Origin of the sequence: Catenuloplanes nepalensis (genome assembly GCF_030811575.1) — a bacterium.
Taxonomy (GTDB): Bacteria; Actinomycetota; Actinomycetes; order Mycobacteriales; family Micromonosporaceae; genus Catenuloplanes; species Catenuloplanes nepalensis.
On the sequence record NZ_JAUSRA010000001.1, the window covers coordinates 1,816,271 to 1,840,702 of the forward strand.

The 24,432-nt window shown below is 71.9% G+C and carries 19 protein-coding genes; 10 read left to right on the top strand and 9 right to left on the bottom strand.

The features are described from left to right. Positions 1 to 49 precede the first annotated feature (49 nt). Entirely contained in the window at positions 50 to 820 is a 771-nt protein-coding gene (locus J2S43_RS07550) for an alpha/beta fold hydrolase (protein ID WP_306827904.1), read from the bottom strand. Between the two features lie 240 nt (positions 821 to 1,060). Between J2S43_RS07550 and J2S43_RS07555 the strand changes: the two genes are divergently transcribed. Further along, complete coding sequence (locus J2S43_RS07555; protein WP_306827905.1) at positions 1,061 to 2,179, top strand: LacI family DNA-binding transcriptional regulator; 1,119 nt, start codon at positions 1,061 to 1,063, stop codon at positions 2,177 to 2,179. Between the two features lie 13 nt (positions 2,180 to 2,192). Here J2S43_RS07555 and J2S43_RS07560 read toward each other — a convergent pair whose 3' ends face one another. After that, positions 2,193 to 5,093 (bottom strand): hypothetical protein, encoded by a 2,901-nt coding sequence (locus tag J2S43_RS07560; protein ID WP_306827906.1) that lies wholly within the window; start codon positions 5,091 to 5,093, stop codon positions 2,193 to 2,195. Positions 5,094 to 5,641: 548 nt separating this feature from the next. On the opposite strand from J2S43_RS07560, the gene J2S43_RS07565 reads away from it, so the two are divergent. The 7 genes from J2S43_RS07565 (at position 5,642) to J2S43_RS07595 (ending at position 14,674) form a co-directional block, all read left to right on the top strand. Continuing rightward, a complete protein-coding gene (locus J2S43_RS07565) occupies positions 5,642 to 6,577 on the top strand; it encodes an ABC transporter permease (RefSeq protein ID WP_306827907.1) in 936 nt (311 codons plus the stop codon). Continuing rightward, the gene (locus J2S43_RS07570; protein ID WP_306827908.1) at positions 6,574 to 7,458 is read left to right on the top strand and encodes a carbohydrate ABC transporter permease; all 885 of its coding nucleotides are present in this window, start codon (positions 6,574 to 6,576) and stop codon (positions 7,456 to 7,458) included. Before J2S43_RS07565 ends, J2S43_RS07570 begins: the two co-directional genes overlap by 4 nt. A gap of 35 nt (positions 7,459 to 7,493) precedes the next feature. Then, positions 7,494 to 9,053: an ABC transporter substrate-binding protein gene (locus J2S43_RS07575; RefSeq protein WP_306827909.1), complete on the top strand. Its 1,560-nt coding sequence runs from the start codon at positions 7,494 to 7,496 to the stop codon at positions 9,051 to 9,053. Beyond that, on the top strand, positions 9,050 to 10,573 hold the full coding sequence (locus J2S43_RS07580) for a glycoside hydrolase family 43 protein (protein WP_306827910.1): 1,524 nt from the start codon (positions 9,050 to 9,052) through the stop codon (positions 10,571 to 10,573). The genes J2S43_RS07575 and J2S43_RS07580 overlap by 4 nt, the downstream gene beginning before the upstream one ends. Further along, positions 10,570 to 12,549, top strand: coding sequence for a glycoside hydrolase family 36 protein (locus J2S43_RS07585; protein ID WP_306827911.1), 1,980 nt, complete (start codon positions 10,570 to 10,572; stop codon positions 12,547 to 12,549). The genes J2S43_RS07580 and J2S43_RS07585 overlap by 4 nt, the downstream gene beginning before the upstream one ends. An 88-nt stretch (positions 12,550 to 12,637) precedes the next feature. Next, on the top strand, positions 12,638 to 12,841 hold the full coding sequence (locus J2S43_RS07590; protein ID WP_306827912.1) for an AbfB domain-containing protein: 204 nt from the start codon (positions 12,638 to 12,640) through the stop codon (positions 12,839 to 12,841). Positions 12,842 to 12,850: 9 nt separating this feature from the next. After that, entirely contained in the window at positions 12,851 to 14,674 is a 1,824-nt protein-coding gene (locus J2S43_RS07595) for a glycoside hydrolase family 127 protein (RefSeq protein WP_306827913.1), read from the top strand. Here J2S43_RS07595 and J2S43_RS07600 read toward each other — a convergent pair. From J2S43_RS07600 to J2S43_RS07620, 5 genes are all read right to left on the bottom strand, one after another. After that, entirely contained in the window at positions 14,607 to 16,172 is a 1,566-nt protein-coding gene (locus J2S43_RS07600; RefSeq protein WP_306827914.1) for a GGDEF domain-containing protein, read from the bottom strand. The genes J2S43_RS07595 and J2S43_RS07600 overlap by 68 nt on opposite strands. 227 nt (positions 16,173 to 16,399) lie before the next feature. Beyond that, positions 16,400 to 16,741, bottom strand: a complete 342-nt coding sequence (locus J2S43_RS07605) for a Beta-galactosidase C-terminal domain (protein ID WP_306827915.1) — start codon at positions 16,739 to 16,741, stop codon at positions 16,400 to 16,402. A gap of 15 nt (positions 16,742 to 16,756) precedes the next feature. Next, positions 16,757 to 17,890 carry an LLM class flavin-dependent oxidoreductase gene (locus J2S43_RS07610; protein WP_306827916.1) on the bottom strand — a complete coding sequence of 378 codons (1,134 nt, stop codon included), beginning with the start codon at positions 17,888 to 17,890 and terminating at the stop codon, positions 16,757 to 16,759. A gap of 12 nt (positions 17,891 to 17,902) precedes the next feature. Then, positions 17,903 to 19,081, bottom strand: coding sequence for an LLM class flavin-dependent oxidoreductase (locus J2S43_RS07615; protein ID WP_306827917.1), 1,179 nt, complete (start codon positions 19,079 to 19,081; stop codon positions 17,903 to 17,905). After that, a complete protein-coding gene (locus tag J2S43_RS07620) occupies positions 19,081 to 20,013 on the bottom strand; it encodes an amidohydrolase family protein (RefSeq protein ID WP_306827918.1) in 933 nt (310 codons plus the stop codon). The genes J2S43_RS07615 and J2S43_RS07620 overlap by 1 nt, the downstream gene beginning before the upstream one ends. Before the next feature lie 75 nt (positions 20,014 to 20,088). On the opposite strand from J2S43_RS07620, the gene J2S43_RS07625 reads away from it, so the two are divergent. Beyond that, complete coding sequence (locus J2S43_RS07625) at positions 20,089 to 20,712, top strand: TetR/AcrR family transcriptional regulator (RefSeq protein WP_306827919.1); 624 nt, start codon at positions 20,089 to 20,091, stop codon at positions 20,710 to 20,712. Here the strand turns inward: J2S43_RS07625 and J2S43_RS07630 are convergent, their stop codons facing one another. Next, positions 20,713 to 21,384, bottom strand: coding sequence for a TetR/AcrR family transcriptional regulator (locus tag J2S43_RS07630; protein ID WP_306827920.1), 672 nt, complete (start codon positions 21,382 to 21,384; stop codon positions 20,713 to 20,715). Positions 21,385 to 21,492: 108 nt separating this feature from the next. Between J2S43_RS07630 and J2S43_RS07635 the strand changes: the two genes are divergently transcribed. Further along, the gene (locus J2S43_RS07635; protein ID WP_306827921.1) at positions 21,493 to 22,170 is read left to right on the top strand and encodes an SDR family NAD(P)-dependent oxidoreductase; all 678 of its coding nucleotides are present in this window, start codon (positions 21,493 to 21,495) and stop codon (positions 22,168 to 22,170) included. 49 nt (positions 22,171 to 22,219) lie between these two features. Here J2S43_RS07635 and J2S43_RS07640 read toward each other — a convergent pair whose 3' ends face one another. Beyond that, positions 22,220 to 24,406: an MMPL family transporter gene (locus tag J2S43_RS07640; RefSeq protein WP_306827922.1), complete on the bottom strand. Its 2,187-nt coding sequence runs from the start codon at positions 24,404 to 24,406 to the stop codon at positions 22,220 to 22,222. Between the last annotated feature and the right edge of the window lie 26 nt (positions 24,407 to 24,432).

A 24,432-nucleotide genomic window follows, 5' to 3' on the forward strand; every position in this document is an offset into this window, starting at 1 on the left:
ATCGAAATTGCGGCGTTTCGGGCCATCTAAAGCAAGCGTTTACCGCCGGTCAGGGCAGCGTGGTCAACCAGCGCTCGACGACCGCGACGAACTCGGCGGGACGCTCCTGATGGAGGTAGTGCCCGGCGCCGGGCCAGGCCTCGACCGCGGAGCCGTTCGTCGCGGGGAGGCTCCGGGCCCACGCCGCGGCCGCCTCCGTGCTGAAGAGGCTGAGCATCGGCACCGGGCCCCGCCGCAGGAACGCCTCGGTCCGGTCCCGGATCCCGAATGCGTCCGGCGCGAGGTACATCGCCTCGAACGCGTCGGCCAGCACCCGGGCGTCGGTGTCGCGGAGGCCCGCGCGCACCTGCTCGCGCACCGTCTCGGGGGTGGCATCGGAGAACGCGCCCTCGGCGAAGTCCCGCAGTGCCGCGCGCGCCCCGGGGGAGCGCCAGTCGCGTAGTTGGTCGCGCAGGGCCGCCTCGTCGGTGGCGCCGTAGGCGGGGTCGACCGTGACCACGGCCCGCACCGCGCCCGGGTGGTGCGCCGCGAGCGCCGTGACCAGTTGCCCGCCCCAGGAGTGCCCGATCGCGACCACCGGCCCGGCGTCCGTGCCCCGCAGCAGCGCGGCGAGGTCGCCGGCGATCGTGCGTGGGTCGTAGCCGGCCGGGGGTCGTGGCGCGTCGCCGTGCCCGCGCACGTCCACCGCGAGGACACGGTGGCGGGCGGCGAACAGCGGCGCGGTCGACGCCCAGGACCGGCGGTCGCCGCCCCAGCCGTGCACGAGCAGCAGTGTCGGCGAGCCCGTGCCGGTCTCGTCGTGCGGGAGGGGCACGCTCATCTGTAGTAACCGGTGTCGCCAAACGGCCATGCGGGGAGCGCTCTCGATCGTACCCTCGGAATGTCTTGACTGTTCATAGGCCTATCCTCGTGGGATTTGTCCAGAAGCAAGCGGTTACTATGCTTATCATCTCCGTGGCGTTGGGCGGAGATGGGGAGACGGTCCGTTACTGTCTGCCGTTACGGCGCCGGATGCGTGGGCATCGATCAGGGCGCGAGCTGGACCGGACAGGGGTGTGAGGTGGGCGCGCAGCGTCGCAAGCAGGAGGAGAACGCGGCCGGGCAGGGGACCGACCCCGGCGAGAACGGGCGCTCCGCGACGATCCGCGACGTGGCGGTGCGGGCCGGCGTCTCCGCCGCCACGGTCTCCCGGGTGCTGGCCGACAACTATCCGGTCGCGCCGAAGACCCGGCAGCGGGTGCTGCGCGCGGTGCAGGAGCTCAACTTCGTGGTGAACACGCACGCACGCGCGCTGGCCGGGGTGCGGACCGAGACGGTCGCGTTCGTGCTGCACGATGTGCGTGGCCCGTCCTTCACCGAGGCGGCCTACGGCGTCGAGCGGGAGGCGAACCGGCGCGGCCGGCTCTGCCTCATCTGCAGCACCGAGGGCGACCAGGAGCGCGAGCTGGCCTTCGTCAAGCTGATGCGCGAGCAGCGGGCCAGCGCGGTCATCCTGATCGGTGGCGTCCGCGACGACGAGCAGTACCGCGCGCGTTACACCGAGATCGCGCACTCGCTGCACGCGGCCGGGTCCCGGCTGGTGCTGTGCGGCCGCCCGCCGCTCGGCCCGGACGTGCCGGCGACCGTGGTGGAGTACGACAACGAGGGCGGCGCCTACGCGATCACCACCCACCTGCTGGCCAACGGGCACCGGCGCATCCTCTACCTGGGCGGGGCGCTGACCCACACCACCAGCCAGGCCCGGCTCGCCGGTTACCACCGCGCGCTGGACGACTTCGGCGTGGAGCCGGATCCGTCGCTGATCGAGCACGGCGAGTTCACCCGCAACTCCGGGTACGAGCGGACCCGTGCCCGCCTGGCGAAGAGCGGCGCCCGGCCGTTCACCGCGATCTTCGCGGAGACCGACATGGTCGCCGCGGGCGCGCTCACCGCGCTCGACGAGGGCGGCGTCGCGGTGCCCGGCGAGATCTCGCTGGTCGGATACGACGACATCGAGCTGGCCGGGGATCTGCGGCCCCGGCTGACGACCGTGCACGTGCCGTACGAGGAGATGGGCCGTACCGCGGTCCGGCTGGCGCTGGATCTGAAGGAGGGCCGCTCCCGGGCTGCGGACCAGCACGTGGTGCTCGGCACGCACGTGGTGGTCCGCCAGTCCGTGGGCCGTCGCCGGCCGGGCTGAACCGAATGTCATCTCAGCGGGCGTCGGGGTCGTACAGCACCAGCGTGCTCTGCGGGCCGAGTCGCACCGGCCGGCCGAGCGTGACCCGCCGGCCGGTGCGCAGGTCGGCGGCGCGCGCGGAGCACGACGGCCGCCAGGTGAAGGTCTGATCCGTCGTGGTGTTCATGACGACGATGTACCCGGCGTACTCGAGCACGTAGAACGGGGCCTTGCCGACCAGCACCTTCTCCACGCCGACCGTGGTCGAGCCGAACGCGGGGTCGGGCACGTCGGCCGGGATCGGCGCCAGGTACTGCTTCTCCCCGGCGAACGCCTGGTGCAGTTTCGGCCCGGGGTAGGCCGGGCCGCCGGCCGGGACGGTGGAGACCTCGCCGGAGTCGTTGATCGCGAAGTCCCAGGCGGCCCAGTCCTGCACGATGAACACGTTCTCCGGATCCCGGTCGAAGACGGACGTCTCCCGCACGGTGGCCGACCGCTCCGACTGCGGCGTCAGCAGGTGCACGCGCGCGAGGTCGTTGACGGCCTGCCGGGCCCGCCAGTAGAGCGACGCGTAGAACAGCTCCTTCCCGCGCTTGACCGCGACGCAGGCGACCGTCTCGTCGGTGAAGACGAAGTCCGGCGCCTCCCAGCGGGCCGGCAGCCGGGCGCCGCTGTCCCGCAGCCGCTGGAACGCCGGCCAGTCGCGGGAGACGAACCGGAACGCGTTCAGGCCGACCCGGGTGTAGAGGCTGGTGGACAGGAACAGGTCCAACTGCGGCGCGAGCTGGCCGTCCTCGACCATCTGGTGGGCCCAGCCGGTCAGCGCCGGGTCCTGGAGGACCGCGACCGCCTGCAGCGGGTGACCGTCCCAGTCGGTGCGCTGCACATAGACCAGATCACCGGGGTACGGCTCGTTGCGCCAGCCGATCTGCGTCTCGATCCGCATGCCGCGGTGGCCGTCCGCGTCCTCGCCGGGGTGCCGGAACCAGCCGCGGACCTTGACCATCTCGACCATGCGCCGACGCAGCCGCTCGTCCGGCGCGCCGCCCTTGCCGCCGGTGACGACCTCGTACATCCGCACCAGCATGCCGGCGATCTCGCCGTAGTCGGCGACGTAGCCGAGCTCGCGGGTCAGGCCCTTGGGGCTGGCGACGTGGTAGTCGTGGCCGAGCCGCCAGGTGGCCTCGCCGTCCGGCGTCTCCGGGCCGCGCCACGGCACCATGCCCAGCGACTCGTAGATCCACCGCTTGGCGCGCTCCTCGGGCCAGGCATCCGCGGGGGAGAGCAGTGCCAGGCCGCGGTTGCACTCGTAGATGCCGATCGCGGTGAACTGGGCCTGGTTGGTGTAGTGGCGCTGGTGCTGACGCCAGTACTCGCGGCTGGCGAGCATCATGTCCCGGTACGCCCGCCGCCTCGGCACCGGATCGGCGGCGACCGGCGGCGGGGCGGTGATCGTGACGTCGTCGTACCAGGCGGTCTCGCCGGCGGCGTTGCACAGCCACAACTCGTACTCGGTCGCGCCCGCGGGGACCGGCACGGTGCGGGTGAGCTCCTGCCACCCGTCGGCGCCGGTGGTGACGAAGTGGTCGGGCGATCCGCCGGCGTAGCCGCCGGACGCGTTCCAGAACTGCACCAGCACATGGGGGGTACGGGCGGCGCCGTCCGTGTTCACCCAGACGGAGTAGGTCAGCTCACCCGGCCCGACCAGGCTGCGCGATGCGGGGGTGACCAGCATGTTCTGCCCCGCTGAGACGATCTTCAGCGAGGCCTTGCCGCCGCGGGTGACCGTGGTGTCCCGGGCGTGGATGCCGTTCGCGGCCCAGCCGGGGACGGTCCATCCGGCCGGTGTGGTGCCGCCCGCCTCGAAGCCGAGGTTCGCCAGCCCGACCTGGCCGGTGACCACGTCCCGGTCCAGCGCGTCCTGCAGGTCGTCCCACGCCCGGGTGAGCGCGAGCCCGACCCGGCCGAAGCCCTCCCACTGCTGATCGGAGGCGGTCAGCACGCGGTCGTCGGTGCGCCACGCGCGGTACCGGCCGTCGATCGCCTGGCAGACCCGTTCCAGCGCGTCGGGGTTGCGGTAGGCCGGGGAGTCGGGCCAGTAGTACCCGTCGAGCAGCGTGATGTAGGCCCAGCCGTCGAACGAGGCCGGCGCCTTCGTGTAGAGCAGCGTCTCCTGGTCGGCGAGGACCCGGGCGCGGACCGCGGCGATGCGCGCGGCGTCGGTGTTCGGGCGCACGCCGGGTGGCGTGGCCTCGCCGAACACGTCGCCCGCGGCCGGCGTGAAGTGCGGCGTGGTGTGCGTGTACGCCCGGTAGAGCCCGCGGCTCGGCGTGGTCATCGGGTAGTAGTAGGTCTCCGGCGTCGCGCCGTACGGGTAGATGCGGCCCATCGCCCGGATCTCGATCTCCAGCGTCCGCCGTCCCCGGGTGCGTGACAGCGGCAGCGGCAGGGTGTGGCAGTAGAACCGGCCGGGCAGTCGCGGGGCCAGGTCGATCACGTCGATGTTGTCGACCACTCCCTGGTCGAACCAGCCGAGCACGTCGCCGTCGAGGAAGATCTGCAGCCGCCAGTCCTGGTCCGCCCTCGGCGAGACGTCGTCGCCCCAGAACTTGACGGTCACGTAGTTGGCCTTGTCCGGGTCGACCCGGAGGGTGAACGACACGGTGCCGCCCCACCAGCTCGCCGGCTCCTGCGGCCGGAGCACGCGGCCGGGCTGGCCGAGCCCGCCGCTGATGACGTCGGACAGCTCGGCCGTCACGTGGTGGGCCCGCTCCGAGGCCGGGTCACCGAAGACCACCGCGTCCAGCGCGGCCGGCCGTGACCCGCCCCGTTCCTGTTCCGGGGCGGCGGAGGCCGGGGACGGACTCCAGAGGGGAAGGCTGGCGGCGGCGGCGCCGGCCCCGCGCAGAACGCTGCGGCGGCTGATCGGATTCATCCGTGAATCTCCTTCGCTCGGCTCGGTGCGTGAAACCTGCCTGTGCGTGAGGCTGGGGGCGGTGCGGCCGATGCGGCTACCTGACAGAACGCGGTTACCTCGGCGGGCTCATCATTGGTCGGTTTCCGGGTGTGGTCAAGGGCCGAAAATTTCCGGCTCGTTTCTCCCAGGCGAGGACGAGGTGACGGCGAGCGGGATCGCCGGTAGCGTTCTCGCGGCGCGTAGCAGAGAGTTATTGCAGGTAAAGACGGTCACACCGGATGCCGGAGCGAGGTGGTGTGAGATCCTTGACACGATTCGTGGTGGCGTCTATGTTGCTGGGACAAGTCCTAGTAAGCGTTTTCTTTTTGCTTCCGCGAGAAGCGGGAGCGACGGCCGATCGGCGGGCGGGGCGGCAACATCCCGCGGGCATCGTGCGGCGGGCCGTCGAGGAGGGAACACATCATGATCATCGACTTCGATGCCGCGTCCCGGTGGGTCCGGCGGTGACGGATACGCGAACCGTGCCGGGCGATCGGTCACCGGCTGAGGTCGGGCCGGCAGAGCCTGTGCCGTCCCCGCGGCGCGCACGCCGCGGCGAAGCGCGTGCCGGCCTCGGCGTGGCGCTGCTCGCGGCGCCGGCCGTGCTCTACTTCGTCGTCTTCCACTACCTGCCGATGGTCGGCCTGGTGGTGGCGTTCAAGGAGTTCAGCACCTATGACGGCGTGTTCGGCAGCCCGTGGGCCGGGCTGGACAACTTCCGCTACTTCTTCAGCTCCGGCGACGCGCCCCGCATCCTGCTGAACACGGTGCTGCTCAACGCGCTGTTCCTGGCCGCCACGCTCGCCACCGGCGTCACGCTGGCGATCATGCTGAACGAGATCCGTGGCCGGTTCTTCAAGCGGGTGGCCCAGTCCGCGGTCTTCTTCCCGTACTTCGTCTCCCCGGTGGTCATCAGCATCATCCTGCAGGTGCTGCTGGCCGGCGTCGGCGGCTCGGGCGGCGCGGTCAACGACGCGCTCGCCGGCTTCGGCCTGCCGCAGGTGAGCTGGTACACCGAGCCCGGACCGTGGCCGTGGATCCTCACCGTGGTCAAGGTCTGGCAGCTCGGCGGCTACATGAGCGTGATCTTCCTGGCCGCGATCACCTCCATCCCGGAGGAGGTCTACGAGGCCGGCGCGATCGACGGCGCCTCCCGTGCCCAGATGGCCTGGCGGATCACGCTGCCGATGCTGCGGCCCACCGCGGCGATCCTGCTCGTGCTCGGCGTCGGCCGGATCTTCTACGGCGACTTCGGCACCATCTACGCGATCGTCGGCGACAACGGCACGCTCTTCCCGAGCACCGACGTCATCGACACCTACGTCTTCCGGTCCCTGCGCCAGCTCGGCGACTTCGGCACCACCGCGGCCGTCGGTCTCTTCCAGTCGATCGCCGGGTTCGTCATGGTCTCGGCCGCCGTGCTGGTCCAGCGCCGGTACAGCAAGGAGAACAGCATCCTGTGAGCGCCACGACCACGCCCCGCCGTCGGGCGCCCCTGGACCCGTTCACCGCCATCAGCTTCGTCGGCGTGTTCATCTTCGTGCTGGCCTGCCTCTTTCCGCTCTGGATGATCATCTCCGGTTCGCTGACCGACGAGTCACGGCTGTCGCAGACCGGCTACAGCCTGATCCCCAGCCCGTTCTCGCTGGAGGCGTACAAGACGATCCTGGCCGGGCCGACCGTCGTCAACGCCTACATCGCCAGCGGCTTCATCACGGTCGTCGGCACCGCGCTGTCGCTGGCGTGCACCGCCGGCATCGCCTGGGTGATCGCCCGCCGGCTGCCGATGATCAGCCGGCCGGTGGCCGTGTTCGCCTACGTCCCGATGCTGTTCACCGGCGGGCTCGTACCCCTCTATCTGCTGGTCACGCAGTATCTGCACCTGCAGAACAGCTGGTTCGCGGTGATCCTGCCGCTGCTGGTCGCGCCGTTCCTCGTCTTCATCGCGGTCGGCTCGTTCCGGCAACTGCCCGAGTCCATCATGGAATCGGCGCGCATCGACGGTGCCGGCGAGCTACGCATCTTCTTTCAGATCGCGCTGCCGCTCTCCAAGCCCATCCTGGCCGTGATCGGGTTGTTCTACGCGGTGAGCTTCTGGAACGAGTGGTTCACCGCGCTGCTGTTCATCTCCGACATCGACAAGTTCCCGCTGCCGCTGCTGCTGCAGAACCTCGTCGCGAACGTCTCCGCCTCCACCATGCTGCCCACCTCGGGCCACGCCGTGCCGGTCTACCAGCTCCGGCTCGCGCTCACCGTGGTCACCATCGGCCCGATCCTGCTCGCCTACCCGTTCGCCCAGCGCTACTTCGTCAAGGGCATCACGCTGGGCGCCACCAAGGGCTGACCTCCCCCGTTCCACGCCTTCCCTGGAGTGCTCACATGTCGATAACCAGCACCCGTCTGTCCCGGCGCGGCCTGCTCGCCGCCGGCGGCGGTCTCTCCATCGCGGCCATGCTCGCCGCCGCCGGCTGCGGCGACTCGTCCGGTTCGTCCGGCGCGGACCGCGTCACCGTCCTGCTGCCCGGCAACACGCCGACCGGCTGGCCGGAGGTCCTCGCCCAGGTCAACACGAAGCTCCAGGCCGAGCTGGGGCTCACGCTGGACGCCCAGTTCATCGCCTGGACCAACTACGCCAACCAGTCGCTGCTCAAGTTCACCGCGGGCGAGCCGTTCGACACCGCGCTCCAGGCCCGCTGGCTCAACATGATCCAGTTGGCCGGCGGCCGTTCCCTCGCGGCCGTCAACCCGCTGCTGGACAGCGGCAAGTACCCCAACCTCAGCAAGACGCTCGACCCGAAGCTTATCGAGAACAACAAGTGGTCCGGCACGCTCTACGGCGTCCCTCAGGTCAACAGCGCGGCCCGGATCCAGCACTTCGTCGTCCGCCAGGACCTGGCCGACAAGGTCGGCGCCGGCGTGATCAGCGACTACGCCGCGCTGGAGAAGTTCTGGTACGACGTGAAGCAGAAGGTCGACGGCGTGACGCCGCTGGGCCTGAACTCCAACATGACCAACCTGATCGTGGTGCCGAACCCGATCGGCCTGCTCAACCCCTATAGCTGGGAGAACCCGTACACGGTCGCGCAGTACTTCTCCGGCAACTCGATGTTCTTCGTGATGGCGCCGGACGCGGCCGCCACCGGCTCGTCCCGGCCGATCCCGTTCTGGGACGCGCCCGGCGTGGTCGACGCGCTGCGCACCGTCCGGCGGTACTACCAGGACGGCATCATCAACAAGGACGCGCTCAACGTCGACGCGGACACCCAGAAGAGCCTGTTCGGCAACGGGCGGCAGGCCAGCGCGTGGGCGATGACGGACGGCACCTCGTCGTCGTACTACCTGCCGCTGCTGCGGAAGTCCACGCCCGGCGCGGCGCTGGCCAACGTCGTACCGCTGCGGGGCGGCAAGTCGGTCAAGCCGAACCAGACGTTCCAGGCGGAGAACTTCGTGGTCCTCAACGCCAAGGGCCGCAGCAACGACAACGCCATGCGGCTGCAGGACTGGCTGTCGATCCGGGAGAACCACGACCTGATCTCGTACGGCATCGAAGGCCGGGACTGGAAGGCCACCGGGGAGAAGTCGCTGGAGCAGCTCTCCGAGTACAGCTTCCCCGGCTTCGCGCTGAGCTGGCGGGCCCCGCTGGAGCGCACGCCCAGTGTGATCACGGAGACCGAGGCGGACTGGTTCGCCTGGGCGCAGAACTACGACAACTTCACCACCGACCCGTTCGCCGGCTTCATCCCCGACGTCACCCCGGTCAAACGGGAGGACGCCCAGATGGCCGCCGCGTTCACCCAGTTCGCCAACCCGCTGTTCTTCGGCGCGGTCGACGTCGACTCCGGCCTGGACAAGCTCAAGAAGGCGGTCGACGCGGCCGGGCTCGAGCGGGTGCGGGCGGAGCTGGAGAAGCAGGCCGACGCGTACCTGAAGTCCCGGTGACCGTGATCCATAATCCGGTGCTGCCCGGCGCGCACCCCGACCCGTCGATCCTGCGGGTCGGGGACGACCACTACCTCGCCACCTCCACCTTCGAGTGGTACCCCGGCGTGCGCATCCACCACTCGCGCGACCTGGTGCACTGGCGGCCGCTCGGCGGCGTGCTCGGCGACCGCCGTTTGCTCGACCTGACCGGCGTGCCGGACTCCGGCGGGGTCTGGGCGCCGGACCTGACCTACGCCAACGGCCGGTTCCACCTGGTGTACGGCGTGGTCGACAACTACGCGGCCGGCTTCAAGGACGTGGCGAACTTCCTGGTCACCGCGTCGACGATCGACGGCCCGTGGTCGGACCCGGTGCCGCTGCCCGGGCGCGGCTTCGACGCCGCCCTGTTCCACGACGAGGACGGCAGCACGTGGCTGCTCGGCATGGTCTTCGACTCCCGGCCCGGCCACGGCTTCGCCGGCATCGACCTGCAACGCCTGGACGACGACGGTCGCGCCGCCGGCGAACCGGTGCGGATCTTCGAGGGCACCGAGATCGGCGTCGCCGAGGGCCCGCACCTGTACCGGGCGGACGGCTGGTACCTGCTGCTGTTCGCCGAGGGCGGCACCGGCTACGAGCACGGGGCCAGGACCGCCCGGTCCCGGTCGCTGCTCGGTCCGTACGAGCCGGACCCGGCCGGGCCGCTGCTCACCTCCCGGCACGATCCGGACCTGGCGCTCCAGAAGGCCGGGCACGGCTGCCTGGTGCACCTGAGCAGCGACGAGTGGTATCTGGCGCATCTGTGCGCGCGTCCCTACAGCCCACGCGGCCGGTGCGTGCTGGGCCGGGAGACCGCGCTCCAGCGCGTCGAGTGGGTCGACGGCTGGCCGCGGGTTCCGGGCGGGGTCCCGGCGGTCACGGTGCCGGCTCCGCGCCTGCCGTCGGCGCCCGCGCTTCCACCACCGAAGGACGGGGTGGCGTGGAGCACGCTGCGCCGCCCGGCCACGCCGGACTGGGTCCGGTTCGAGAACGACCGCATCACGGTACGGGGCGGGCAGTCCCCGTACGGGCTGCGCGCCCCGAGCCTGGTCGCCCGGCCGGTGACCGCGGCCCGCAGCACGCTGAGCGCGGTCGTGGACTTCCTGCCCGGTTCGGTGCACCAGGCCGCCGGGCTGACCGCCTACTACAACACCCGCAACTGGTGCTTCCTGGCGCTGACCACGGACGGCCTCGTGCTGACCGTCAGCGATCGCGGCCGGCGCACCGCGCATCCGGTCGCGGCCGGGACTCCGCGCCGGGTGGGGCTACGCCTCGAGCTGGACGGCCCGGTGCTGCGCGCCGCGTGGGACGCGGGCGACGGCTGGACTCCGATCCCGCACGAGGTGGACGCGACGATCCTCTCCGACGAGAACGCCGACGAGTTCATCGACGGGCAGGTCCGTACGTTCGGGTTCACCGGTGCGTTCGCCGGGCTCTGGGTCCAGGACCTGGCGTCGGAGGGGGCGGAGGCGGTCTTCGACGAGGTGGCGTACCGATGAATGATCTCGCAGTGATCGCCTGGCCGGACCGCCCGGCCGGGGTGGAGCTGCCGGTACCGGCTGACGGCCCGGTCCGGCTGGTGGTGAGCGGAGTGCCCCTGCTCGCCGCCGTTGGCCGCCCGCTGGTCGACGTCTTCACGAGCGTCGACCAGCGGGCGCGCAGCAGCGCCGGGCACGTGCGCTCCGCCATCGGTGAGCGGCTGCGTCTGCGCTCCACGTCCGTGGCCGGCGACACCGTGGAGATCGTCCAAGGCGACGTCCTGACCGGCCTGGAGGTGACCAGCAGGCTGCGTCGCCTCGGGCCGCGGGCGTTCACCGGGTGGCACACCGTCCGTAACGTCGGCGCCCGGACCGTGGTGCTCACCGCGGTGACCGGCGCCGGCCTGCTCGTGGGCGAGGAACATGTGGGCGGCGCCCGGCTCAGCTGGGCGGAGAGCGGCTGGCTGGCCGAGAACCGGTGGCGCATCGAGCCGCTGCGGGAGCGGGTCCCGGAGGTCAACCTGCCCCTGCACGGGCAGGACGGCCGGGCGAGCTGGGGCGTGACCAGCCACGGCGCCTGGTCCACCGGCGATCACCTGCCGATGGGGGTGCTGTCGGCTGACGGTGGTGCGGTCGCCTTCGAGATCGAGTCCAGCGGCCCCTGGCACTGGGAGCTCGGCGAGTCGCTGGACGGCGTGCACGTCACCGCGCTCGGCCCGACCGGCGCCCGGCACGGTTTCGCCGTCCCGCTCGCACCGGGCCGGGAATGGGCGGGCACACCGGTCACCGTCGCCTGGTCCTCGGACGGGCACGACGCGGCCGTGGGCGCGCTCATCGGCGCCCGGCGCGCACACCGGCTGGTGGACCTCGGCGCGCTGCCGGTCGTCTACAACGACTTCATGAACACGCTGATGGGCGACCCGACCGCCGAACGGCTGCACCCGCTGGTGGACGCGGCCGCGGACGCCGGCGCCGAGGTGTTCTGTGTGGACGCCGGCTGGTTCGCCGCCGACGGCGACTGGTGGCACACCGTGGGGGAGTGGCGGGAGGCGGCCGGCCGATTCCCGGACGGCCTCGCCGCGGTGCTGGACCGGATCCGCACGCACGGCATGCTGCCCGGCCTGTGGGTGGAGCCGGAGGTGGTGGGCGTGGCGAGCCCGGTCCGGGACGCGCTGCCCGAGGAGGCGTTCCTGCGCCGGGACGGCAGCCGGGTCGTCGAGCACGACCGCTACCACCTCGACCTGCGGCACCCGGCCGCGGTCGCGCACCTGGACGCGGTGGTGGACCGGCTCGTCGCCGACTACGGCATCGGGTTCCTGAAGCTGGACTACAACATCGACCCGGGCGCGGACACCGCCCTGGTCGGTCACGCGCACGCGTACCGTGAGTGGCTGACCGGGCTCGTGGCGCGGCATCCCGGGCTGATCCTGGAGAACTGCGCGTCCGGGGCGATGCGGGCCGACCCGGCGCTGCTGCGGGTAAGCCACCTGCAGTCCACCTCGGACCAGCAGGACTTCCGCCGTTACCCGCCGATCGCCGCGGCCGCGCCGATGACGATCCCGCCGGAGCAGGCCGGGAACTGGGCGTACCCGGCGCCGGAGATGACCGGTGCGGAGACCGCGTTCGCGATGCTGGCCGGGATCACCGGGCGGCTCTACCTCTCCGGCTTCCTGCACCGGCTCCGTCCCGAGCAGCGGGCGCTGGTGCACGAGGCGGTCGAGCTCCACAAGCGGTGGCGGCGGTCCATCGCGGAGTCCGTGCCGTCCTGGCCGCTGGGGCTGCCCGGCTGGTCCGATTCCGCGGTCGCGCTGCGGCTTGACGGGCCGGACGGTGCGCTGCTGGCGGTCTGGTCCCGCGGGCACGACGCCGAGATCCGGGTGGCCGGACAGCTCGTGCAGCTCTACCCGGTCTCCGCGCCGGCCTGGCCCACGGAGCCGGGCCTGCTCCACCTGCCCGCCGGGTACGACGCCCGGCTGTTCCTGGTGACACCCATCTGACCGGAGGTGTTCTCCCCTGTCGCATTCCACCAGTCGCCGGACTCTGCCGACGGCGGCCGGAGCCGGTATCGGCGGTGCTGCACTGGCCGTGGCCGTGGCCGTCGCCCGCCCGGCCGCCCACCCGGTGGCGGGCGCGGCGACCGGCACGGTCCGGCTCATGTCGCACAACCTGCCCGGCCGCTGTCTCCGGCACCGCGGCTTCGAGCTGTGGCTCGACCCGTGCGCGCAACCCGTGGAGGACGCCGGCTTCCAGGCCGACAGCTCCTTCGCGGCGCTCAACCCATGGACATAGGAGACACCCGTGATACCCGTGAGACCGTCGCACACCCGGCTCGCGCCGCTCGCGCTCGCGCAGGTGAGTCTGGAGGGCGGGCTGTGGGGCTCGCTGCAGCAGCTCAACCGTGCCGCGATCGTCCCGCACGCGGTGGACTGGATGCGCCGGCTCGACTGGACCGCCAACTTCACCCACGCGGCGAGCGGCCGGCGGTACGAGCACCGGGGCCGCGAGTTCGCCGACTCGGAGGTCTACAAGGTCATCGAGGGCATCGCGTGGGAACGGGCCCGCACCGGCCCCGGCGAGCTGGACGCGGTGGCCGCGGAGCTGGTCGGTCTGGTCGCGGCCGCGCAGGAGCCGGACGGCTACCTGCACACGCTCTTCGGGCGGCCCTGGCAGAAGCCTCGGTACAGCGACTTCACCTGGGGTCATGAGCTGTACTGCTTCGGCCACCTGATCCACGGCGCGGTCGCGCACCATCGCGCCTACGGCACCCGCGAGCTGCTCGACGTCGCGGTCCGGCTCGCCGACCACGTCTGCGTGATGTTCGGCCCGGCCGGGCTGGACCGGGTCTGCGGGCACGCCGGGATCGAGATGGCGCTGGTCGAGCTGTTCCGGACCACGGGCGAGCGCCGCTACCTCGACCAGGCCGCGCTCTTCGTGGAGCGCCGGGGGAGGGGCACGCTGCCGCTGATCGAGTTCGGCCGGGCGTTCGCGCAGGACGATCTGCCGGTACGCGAGGCGCGGGTGCTGCGCGGGCACGCGGTGCGGGCGCTCTACCTCGCGGCCGGGGCGGTGGACGTCGCGGTGGAGACCGGCGACCGGGAACTGCTGGACGCGCTGGTGACGCAGTGGGACAACACCGTCGCCCGGCGCACCTACATCACCGGCGGTATGGGCTCGCACCATATGGACGAGGCGTTCGGTGAGGACTTCGTGCTGCCACCGGACCGGGCGTACTGCGAGACGTGCGCCGGCGTCGCGTCGATCATGTTCAGCTGGCGGCTGTTGCTGGCCACCGGCGAGCCCCGGTACGCGGACCTGATCGAACGCACGTTCCACAACATCGTGGCGACCGCGCCCGGTGACGACGGCCGGTCGTTCTTCTACGCCAACACGCTGTACCAGCGGCACCCCGGCGGCGACGTGCCGGTCAACGACGACGGCGTCGGTATCCGGGGCGGTGCCGGCGTCCGCCAGCCCTGGTACGAGGTGTCCTGCTGCGCGCCGAACCTCACCCGGCTGCTCGCGAGCCTCAGCGGATACCTGGCCACCGTCACCGGTGACGGGATCCAGATCCACCAGTACGCGCCGGCGGAGATCTCCACCGTCAAGGGCGGCGAGCCGTTCCGGGTCCGTGTCGCCGATGACCGTCCCGGCGCGGTGACCATCGAGGTGATGGAGGCGCCCGAGACGGCGGCATCACTCACGCTGCGAAACCCGGACTGGTCGCACGAGACCACACTGCGCCTCAACGGCCTCGAGCCGGTCCGGGTGACCGACGGCGCCGTCACGCTGTCCCGCGTCTGGTCGGCGGGTGACGTCGTCGCGCTGACGCTGGACATGACACCGGGGGTGATCCGGCCCGACCATCGGGCGGACGCGATCCGCGGATGCGTCGCCGTGCGGTGCGGCCCGGACGTGCTGGCGCTGGAGTCGCCGGATCTGCCGGACAACTGGACCATCGAGGACATCGTGCTCGTACCCGACACGGTGACCGGCGGCGACCGCGTCACGGTGGACATCCGCCACCTGCCCTCGGGAGAGCGGCGCGCGGTGCCGCTCATCGCCTATCGGGAGTGGGCCCGGCGTGGCCCGTCGGCCATGCGCGTCTGGATCCCGGTGGAGTGAGCGGGCACCCGATCCTGGCGACCTCGTCGCCGATCGGCGGGTCGAGGAGACAGACGCCGCTGCCCGCCCGTTTGGCGGCGTACATCGCCGCGTCGGCGCGCCGCATCAGGTCACGTGCCTGGGGCTCGACGTCCTGCGCCGGGTCAGGCGTGCCGACGGCGGCGCCGATGCTCGCCCGGATGCCCACCGGGATGTCGCCCAGCGGCCTGGTCTCCGCGGCGGTGCGCAAGATGCGGTCACCGATCGCCCCGACCCGTGCCTGCGTGCCGACATCGCCCAGGACCACCGCGAACTCGTCGCCGCCGAGGCGTGCGGCGGTGTCCGCCGCACGCACGTGCCGGCGCAGCACGTCACCGAAGGCGGCCAGGACGGCGTCACCGGCCTCGTGGCCGTACCGGTCGTTGGTCTCCTTGAATCCGTTCAAATCGATCAGCAGGACCGCGACCGGCTCCCGCGTGCGCTGGGCGCGGCGCAGCGCGCGTTCCAGATCCGCGGTGAGCCGGGTGCGGTTGGCCAGCCCGGTGAGCGGGTCCGTCGCGAGCAGCCGCCGGTTGTCGCGCAGCGCCAGCAGTTGCCGCCCGAGTACCCCGCCCACCATCGCGACCGAGCCGACCACCAGGCCACCCCACGGGTACAGGCCGGACTGGACCGCAGCCAGCCCGAGCAGGGCGAATCCGGCGAGCAAGGCCGCGTAGGGCAGGAAGCGGCGTGCGGTGGTCCCCGGCCTGCGCGCGGTGGCATCGGTGTGCGGGCCGCGGCGACAGCGCTCGACGGCCGCGGCGGCGATCAACACCAGCGGCGCCAGGACCAGCAGGTTGAACTCGGCGTCCGGCCGGTACTCCGGCACATGGATGGTGACGTAGCTGAGAACGAGGTCGCCGATCAGATAGGCGATCGTGCCGCACAGCAGGATGCGCAGCTCCCGGCGGTCCCCTTCGGCCACGCCGCGCTGCAGCACCACGCAGACACCCAGAACCAGGAGCAGATCGACCAGTGGGTACGCGACGGTGGCGAACCGGGTGAACGCGCTTCCCGGCGGCGCGGCCAGGGCTGGACCGATCACGAAGTACCAGATCAGCATGAAACCCCCGCCGGTGACCACGAGGCTGTCGAAGGCGAAGCGGAACCGGTCCCGCCGGCTCATCTGATCGGACCCGAAGGCCAGCAGCCCGGCGAGCAGCACCAGCGCGGCCAGCACCCGCAGCCCGATGCTGCACCACAGCGCCCATTCGCGGGGCGCGGCCCCGCCCAGCGCCACGCCGAGCAGGACGCCGGCCAGCGCGGTCACGGCGAAGAACACGGTGATGATCCACCAGGGTCGTCGTGGCCGCCCGGTCGCGGTCGCATCCCGTGCGGCCAGGGCTCCGGAAACCAGCCCGATCAGGTAGACCGGCGGGAACTCGGCCGCGGCGAGGTCGACCCCGGCGGTCAGCGAAGGCCGCAGCGCCGAAACGGCGGCCAGCGCCGCGACCAGCGCCATGACCGCATAGGCCGGCACGGGCCACCATCGCCGGATCCGGCCGCCGGCCGAGCGCGCCCGAGTCCGTGCCGGTTCGGCCATCCCGCCAGCCTTTCGCGCTGTGACTCCTTCTCTTCGTGCTCATCGGCATCCGTGCCGGACATCTGAGCATGGCGCGTCATCGGCCGGCATACAGATGGAGCGGCTGCTCCATCTGTATGCCGGCGCCGTCGGAAGTGGCACGAGCGGAGCAGGCGGGTGGCCCGCTACCGGATACCGCCGCCGTCGAGCGCCCCCACGCCGTACCCGGGGAGGGTCGTCGGATCGTGGTGTTCTCCGGTGAGCAGGTCGCGTCCGGTGTGCGGGGTGGAGACCGGGTGCGGCTTGTGGTTGATCAGGAAGAGCAGGTCGCCACGGGTCTGCGCCTCCACGCCGGCCGGGAGATCGGTTGTGGCGGGGACGGCGGCGTCGGCCAGCACGGCCGCGGTGATGCGGGCGATCGCGGCCGGGTCCGGCCTCGTGGACACGTACCAGCGACCGTCTCGGCCGTGCGAAGTGGCGTAGAGCGCCTCGTACCAGTCCTCGAGGCGGGCCACGTGACCTGGCACCGGTCATAGCGTCGTTCAGCCGGCGCCTACCTGGTCGCCGGCCGGGGCGGGGATGGTGTCGATGCCGAGGCCGGGCATGACCTCCTCGGTGAACAGGCGGAACGAGCGGCGGTGGACGCCGGGGTCGTCGAGGCCGCCGAAGATGAAGCGCGCGTGGACGTGCGGGAGGCCCGCGTCCCGGTAGTCGGCCAGCTCCGCGGCCACGGTCTCGGGGCTGCCGACGATCGCCGTACGGTGCAGGAACGCGCTCTGGCTCTCCGGGCCGCCCATCGCGGGCGCGAACGGTCCGGGGTCGGCGCGATAGATCTTCCGCAGCGGCCAGCCGTCCTGCGCCGGGTCGCGGCGGATCCACGGCGCCATCACCATCGGGCCGGTGAAGAGCTGCTCGGCGACGTCCCACGCCTCGTCGTCGGTCTTCCCGACCAAGATGATCTTAGTGTGGATCAGCCAGCGCATGTTCTCCTCGATCAGCGCGGCGGGATGCCCGCCGGCCACCATCGCGCTGCGGTAGAGCAGGGCGAGCCGGCCCGCGCCGCCCGGGTCGAACGGGCCCAGATGCACCTTCTGCCCCCGTCGGCCGGCTTCGGCGATCTTCTCCGGTGTGTTCGTGCCGATCGCGAAGAGCGGATGCGGCCGGCGGTGCGGGGCCGGCATCATCCGGCCCTCCATCACGCCGTGCTCGTCGTCGGTGACGAACTCCAGCGGCGGATCGCCGGCCCGGTGCGCCCAGGCCCGCAGCATCACGTCGAGCTTCTGGTCGAACAGCCGGGCGCGCTGCGCCGGAGCCAGGTCGTGCTTGTGCCAGGCCTTGCCCTCCCGTGGCCGGCCGCCGGACAGCCCGAGGACGAACCGGCCGCCGGTGAGCTGGTCGAGCAGGTTGGCGCGCTCGACCAGGAACAGCGGGTGGTGCAGGACCAGCGGCACGACGCTGGTGCCCAGGTACGCGTTGCGCAGTCGGCCGGCCAGGAACGCGGCCATGGTCAGCCCGTCCGCGTACGGCTCGTAGTTGTTGAAGTGCTGCTCGCCGACGTAGACCGCGGTGAAGCCGGCGTCGTCCGCGGCCATCGCCTGCTCAGTGATCAGGTCGATGGCGAGCCGGTCCTCGTGCGGGCCGCGCACGCCGGGGCCGAGGAAGAGGGAGAAGTGCACGGGAGGCTCCGATCAGCGGGTGAACAGTTCGGCGAGCGTGGCGGGCCCGGCGGCCTCGCCCAGGTGCTCCGGGCGGATCCGGTCAGGCCCCGGCGCCGGGATCTGCCGGGCGTTCACCAGCGGCAGCACCTCCTCGGCGAAGAGGTTGAAGCCGCGCCAGGCCTCGGCCGCGTCGAAGTCGCCGTAGACGAAGCGGGCGTTGATGCCTTCGATGCCCGCGTCCGCGTACTCGAGCATCTGCCGCGCGATCGTCTCCGGGCTGCCGACGAACGCGGACGCCTGGATCCACTCCGGCGCGGTGAACGTGCTGTTGGCGATGTCGACCGGGCCGTCGACGGTGTCGTCCCACAGCTCCTTCATGGACCGCGTGTCCTCCAGCCGGCGCCGGGTCGCGACCGAGTAGGTGAAGTTCATGAAGCCGCGCAGCTGCCGTTCCGCGATCTCCCACGCCTCCTCGTCGGTGCGGCCGACCACGATCGCCTTGGTGACGCTGGACAGGGCGAGACATTCCGTGCGTACGTCCTCGGGGTGGCCCGCGGCGTCCAGCGCGGCCCGGTAGAGGGCGGTCTTGCGCGCCGACTCCTCGAGGTTGTACCGCCCGAGCGCGACCGGCCAGCCCTGCGTGCCGGCCCGCGCGATCGTGGCGTCGGTGTTGGTGGCGAACCCGATGACCGGGTGCTCCCGGCGGTAGCCGACCGGCATCACCCGCATCGCCAGGACGCCCTCCTCGAGGTCGGTGCGCCAGGCCAGCGGCGGGTCGTCCGGCTCCTTCGCCCATGCCTTCAGCGCCACGTCGATCCGCTGCAGCGCCACGTCCTTGTTGTAGGTCGCGGGCACACCCCACTGCGAGGCGATGAAGGGCAGGTGGCCGGTGGACAGGCCGATGAAGCACTTGCCGTGGGTGAGCAGGTCGATGAGGTTCGCGTGCTCGGCCAGCGAGATCGGGTTGTGGTAGGCCAGGTTGACCACGGTGGTGCCGAACCAGGCCTGGTCGAGGTGGCGGGCCAGCGTCGCGCCCATCATGAACGGCGAGCTGTACGGCTCGTACCCGGTGAAGTGCTGCTCGCCCACGTTGACCAGCGCGAATCCGGCGCGGTCGGCGGCGAGCGCCATGTCGTGGCAGAAGTCGATCAACGGGAGATCGTCTGCCGGGCCCCGGCCGGTGGGGCCGAGGAAACAGCCTACGTACATCAGGATTCCTTCTTCTCGATGAGTGCCGCGCCGCGGGCGAGCACCGCGTCCACCTCGGCGGGAGTGAGCAGGGTGCGGAGCTCGGTCACGACCCGGGTGGCGCTGCCCCACGGGGTGTCCGAACCGAACACGAGCCGGTCGTCCGCGCCGGCCTGGCGTGCCGCGAGCGCCAGCACCGGGTCGATCGAGGACGTGTCGAACCAGAGACCGTCCAGGGCGGCCAGCACGGCCGGGGCGTCGTAGTCGCTGCCGTGCGCGGCCCCGCGCTCGAGGCTCTCGGCCAGTTTGGCCCGCGCCACGAGCAGGTTCCCGCCCATCCCGGCGACCAGCAGGCGGACACCGGGGAAGCGGGCCATGGCACCGGCCAGCGCGAGCCGCACGACCGCGATCGACTGCTCGGCGGGCGAGCCGAACACCGGCCCGAGCAGCATCGGGTAGTCCGAGACGCCGACCCCGAGGCCGTTCGCCACGCCGGGGTGCAGGTAGACGAGCGCGCCCCGTGCGTCCATCTCCGCCCAGAACGGGTCGAATCGCGCATCGTCCAGCGGGATGCCGTCGGCCGAGCAGCCCAGGCCGATCCCGTCGAATCCGAGGTCGTCGAGGCAGCGGATCGCCTCCGTGACCGCGTCGTCCGGGTGCGGCAACGGCACCGCCCCGAGGGCGCGGAGCCGGTCGGGATGACCGGCCACGGTACGGGCGTAGAGGTCGTTGGCGAAGCGCGCGCCCTGGACCCCGGCCGCACGGTCCCGCCAGTACGGCTGCACCGCGCCGAGGCCCAGCACCTGCTGATCCACGCCGGCCCGGTCGAGATCCGCGAGCCGCCGGCTCTGGTCCTCGGAGTGCCGTAGCGGGTACCGCCGCCCGGACAGCTCGGTGAACAGTTCGCCCAGCACCGTCGGTAGATGATGGGCGTGCACATCGATAGTGGGCACATGAACTCCCTTGGTGGCCCGGCCGAGTGCAACTAGACTGGACTGGTCTAGTTTTATCTGTCAAGGAGTTCGTACATGGCCGACGCACTTCGTGCTCCGCGGCAGGACCGCAGCCGGGACAAGCTCGAGCGCATCTACCAGGCGGCCGTCGCGCTGTTGGTGGAGGGCGGCTGGGACGCGGTGACCGTCGGCGACGTCGAGCGCCGCTCCGGTGTCAGCCGCGGCACCTTCTACCTGCGCTTCCCGCACCGGGAGGCGTTGCTCGACTACGTGGCGCAGCGCCTGATCGACACGGTGAACCAGGCTCACGACGAGGCCTTCTCGGAGGCGCGCGCGGTGGGCGCGACGACGCTCGACGCCGCGGTTCGCGCCGCTGTGCGGGCCACCGCCGGGCTCTTTCGCCGGCACGGGCCGGTCCTGCTACGGCTGAACCGTGGCGAGCGCGGCGGCGCCGGCGCGGAGGCGATGAACCGTCTCAGCCGGGACTTCCGCTCCGTGCTCGCGCCCGTCACCGGCGCCGATCCGGCCCGGCGGGCGCCGCTGGAGTTCGCGATGCAACTCGTGCTCTCCATGGTCAACTCGGAGATCCACCCGCGCGTGACCTTCACCGAGCACGTCGCGCGCGACTGGGACGCGTTCGTCGACGAGCTCGGCGACGCGGTCACCTGCTACCTGAGGTCCCGCATCCCCGGCGCGTGATCATGCTGGTGCGCTGCCCTGGGTGCGTCGCATGGCTTGCAGGAGGGCGTTTCTGGCCGGTGGCGCGGGCAACGGCCGGGCATCGCCGGCGGCGAACGCCTGCAGCATGTACTCGACGTGCCGCTGCCACGTGCCGGGCGCGGCGTCGGCGGTGGCGGCGACCACGCCGGCGTTGGCCATCAGTAGCACGACCAGATCGTCGGGGTGGAAGTCCGGGCGGAGCCGCCCGGACTTCTTGGCTCTGCGCACGATGGTGAGCCAGTCACGCAGCGCGGAGTCGCGCCGGTCCTCCAGCTGGGCGACGGCCGGATTGACCGCGGCGAACGAGACGGTGAGCAGGTCGGCGAAGCCGCGGTCGCCGGACTGCATGGCGCACACGCGGCGCACATAGCCGCAGAAGCCCTGCCATGCGTCCGGCTCGGCGAGCGCCTGCCTGGCGGCCTCCGCGTAGTCGTTCATCTTGTCGCCGAGCGCGGCGGCGATCAGCGAGGCGCGGTCGGGGAAACGGCGGTGCACGGTGGCCTCGCCGACCCCTGCGCGCCGGGCGATCTCGTCGAACGGCACCTGAAGCCCGGACTCGGCGAAGGCGCGCTGCGCGGCGGCCACGATCGCGGTGCGATTACGGGCGGCGTCGGCGCGCAGGGGCCGGTCGGGCGTCGTCGATGCGGTCACGCAGCCATGATCGCACAAGTGGAGGAGAGGCACCATTTATCTGATACGGTCAAGTGAAAGGGCGGCTCCACTTGACGGACGCGGTCCCACCCTCGAAAGGAATCATCCATGCCCACGATCGCCATCATCGGCGCCGGCCCCGGGCTGAGCCAGTCCATCGCCAAGCGGTTCGGCCGCGAGGGCTTCAGCGTCGGCCTCGTGTCGCGTACGCAGACGAAGCTTGACGCCTTGGCGCAGGAGTTGGGCTCGCACGGTGTCGAGGCGGCTGGTTTCGCGGCCGACGTCACCGATCCCGCCGCGCTCGCCGCCGCCATCGCCCGGATCACCGAGCGGTTCGGCGAGATCGACGTGCTCAGCTTCTCGCCCAGCGCTCCGGCGGACGCCGCACTGGCCCCGGTCGCCGTCACCGAGCTCACCCTGGAGGCCGTGCGCCCCCAGCTCGACTTCTACCTCGGCGGCGGCCTGACCGCCGCGCAGCAGGTGCTCCCGGCGATGACCGGCCGGGGCAGCGGCACGATCCTGTTCAGCACCGGTGGCACCTCGGCGAACCCCGGCATGATGCCCGCGTTCGGCAACATCGCGGTCGGTGCCGGGGCCCTGCGCAACTACGCGCTGTCCCTGCATGCGGCCGTGGCGGAGCAGGGTGTCTACGTCGCGCACGTCCCGCTGTCGGTCTGGATCGGCCACGGTGGCCCGGAGACGCAGCCGGACACCATCGCCGAGCACTACTGGACCATCCACACCAAGCGGGAAGGCGCCGAGCACCCCTACGTCGCCATGCCGTAACGCAGCCCGGTGGGCCCGGCACGATGCCGGGCCCACCGGATCCGGTGCGTCAGACCCGAGTCGGCACCGAGGGGTCGACGGAGACCTCCTCCTCGCGCCGCGGGTACTCGTGGTCCAGCGTGCTGCCCTCGATGTCGACGTTCGGCAGGAGCCGGTCGAGGAAGCGGGGCAGCCACCACGCCCGCGCGCCGAGCAGCGCCATGACGGCCGGCACGATCGTCATCCGGACCACGAACGCGTCGATCAGCACACCGGCCGCCAGCGCGAAGCCCATCGTCTTGACGCTCTGGTCGTGCGAGATCACGAATCCGGCGAAGACCGCGATCATGATGGTGGCCGCCGCGCCGACCACCCGGGCCGCGTGGGTGAACCCGGTGACGGTCGCCGCGCGGGCCGGCGTGCCGTGCATGAAGTCCTCCCGCATCCGGGAGACGATGAAGACCTCGTAGTCCATGGACAGCCCGAACAGGACGCCGACGAGCAGGATCGGCAGGAAGCTGATCAGCGGGCCGGGGTTGTCCAGCCCGACCAGATCCGCGAGCCAGCCCCACTGGAACACCGCCACGGTCGCGCCGAACGTCGCCGCCGTGGTCAGCAGGAAACCGAGCGAGGCCTTCAGCGGTACGAGGATGGAGCGGAATACCAGCATGAGCAGCAGGAACGACAGGCCGATGACGACGGCGAGGTAGATCGGCAGCGCGTCCGACAGCGTGTCCGATACGTCGATCGCCACGGCCGTGACGCCGGTGACGGCGACGTCGGCATCGATGCCGGGGACGACCGTCTCGCGGATGTGCCGCACCAGGTCCGCGGTCTTCTCATCCGACGGCCCGGTCTCCGGAACGACGGTGATGATGCTGGTCAAACCGTCCGTGCTGGTCTGCGCGGGCGACACCAGCGTGACGCCGCCGAGCTGCCCGAGCGCGGTGCCGAGCGCCGTGGTCGCGGCCGACGTGGCGGACGCCGACTCGGTTCTGGTGACCAGGACGAGCTGCGCGTTGTAGCCGGTGCCGAAGCCGTCCACGAGCATGTCGTGGGCGATGTGCGCGGCGCTGTCGGCGGGGGCGCTGCTGTTGTCCGGCAGCGCGAGCCGCATCCCGGCGGCCGGCACGCTGATCACCGCGAGCAGCGCGACGGCCAGCACGATCACCGGCACCGGCCGCGAGGTGACCAGGTGGGCCCAGCGCGCGCCGAGCGGCGTCTTCGCGTTCTGGAGGGGCTCGGCGCCCCGGTCCCTGCGGTGCAGGATGCGCGGGCCGGCGAATCCGGCGACCGCGGGGGTCAGCGTGATGGCCACCAGCACCGCGACCAGCACGGCCAGCGACGCGACCAGCCCCATGACGCCGAGGAACGGCACGCCGACCACGGTCAGCGCGGCGAGCGCGATCACGACGGTCAGCCCGGCGAAGACCACCGCGGAGCCCGCGGTGCCGACCGCCATGCCGGCGGCCGTCTCGCCGTCGTCGCCGTCCAGCAGCTGCTGGCGGTAGCGCGAGTTGATGAACAGCGCGTAGTCGATGCCGACGGCGAGCCCGAGCATCAGCGCGAGGATCGGGGTGACCGCGGTGAAGTCGACGACGGCGCTGAGAGCCAGCACACCGGCCATGCCGACGCCGACACCGACGAGCGCGGTGAGCAGCGTCATGCCGGCCGCGACCAGCGAGCCGAACGTGATCAGCAGCACCAGCGCGGCGATGGCCACGCCGATGCCCTCGGTCGCGCCCGCCTCCGGGGGCACGGCGGCGATCTCACCGCCGGGGGCTACCGTGACGCCGTCGAGCGCCGCGCCGATCTCGCCGTAGGCGTCCTTGACGTCGCTGTCGATGTCGTTGACCGGGTCGGCGAACTGTACCTGGATGATCGCGTACCGGCCGTCCGCGGAGAGCGCGCCCGACTGCTCCGGCGCGACCACCCCGAGCACGCCGTCCAGCTTCGCCGCCTCGGCCGCGACGGCGGCGATCGACGCCTGACCGGCCGCGCCGGTCAGCGTGCCGTCCCCGTCGGCCTTGATCACGATCGTGCCGGAGGCGCCGGCGGCCTGCGGGAACTCTTTCGCGAGCGCGTCGCGTGCGGCCTGGGACTCGGTGCCCGGCACGGTGAGGGCCGCGCCGCTGCCGACCTCGCCGTACACCGCCGCGACGCCGCCGAGCGCGGCCAGGACCAGCAACCAGATCAGGACGACGCGTCCGCGCCTGCGGTACGACAACCGCCCGAGGGCGGCGAGATGACGGGCCATGGCAGCAACTCCTGTGCGTGAGTGAC

What these genes read in the sequence shown, in the direction of transcription:
- J2S43_RS07575 (WP_306827909.1), top strand. Translation starts at nt 7,494, where the DNA reads ATGTCGATAACCAGCACCCGTCTGTCCCGGCGCGGCCTGCTCGCCGCC.
- J2S43_RS07550 (WP_306827904.1), bottom strand. Translation starts at nt 820, where the DNA reads ATGAGCGTGCCCCTCCCGCACGACGAGACCGGCACGGGCTCGCCGACA.
- J2S43_RS07640 (WP_306827922.1), bottom strand. Translation starts at nt 24,406, where the DNA reads ATGGCCCGTCATCTCGCCGCCCTCGGGCGGTTGTCGTACCGCAGGCGC.
- J2S43_RS07635 (WP_306827921.1), top strand. Translation starts at nt 21,493, where the DNA reads ATGCCCACGATCGCCATCATCGGCGCCGGCCCCGGGCTGAGCCAGTCC.
- J2S43_RS07625 (WP_306827919.1), top strand. Translation starts at nt 20,089, where the DNA reads ATGGCCGACGCACTTCGTGCTCCGCGGCAGGACCGCAGCCGGGACAAG.
- J2S43_RS07560 (WP_306827906.1), bottom strand. Translation starts at nt 5,093, where the DNA reads ATGAATCCGATCAGCCGCCGCAGCGTTCTGCGCGGGGCCGGCGCCGCC.
- J2S43_RS07615 (WP_306827917.1), bottom strand. Translation starts at nt 19,081, where the DNA reads ATGTACGTAGGCTGTTTCCTCGGCCCCACCGGCCGGGGCCCGGCAGAC.
- J2S43_RS07585 (WP_306827911.1), top strand. Translation starts at nt 10,570, where the DNA reads ATGAATGATCTCGCAGTGATCGCCTGGCCGGACCGCCCGGCCGGGGTG.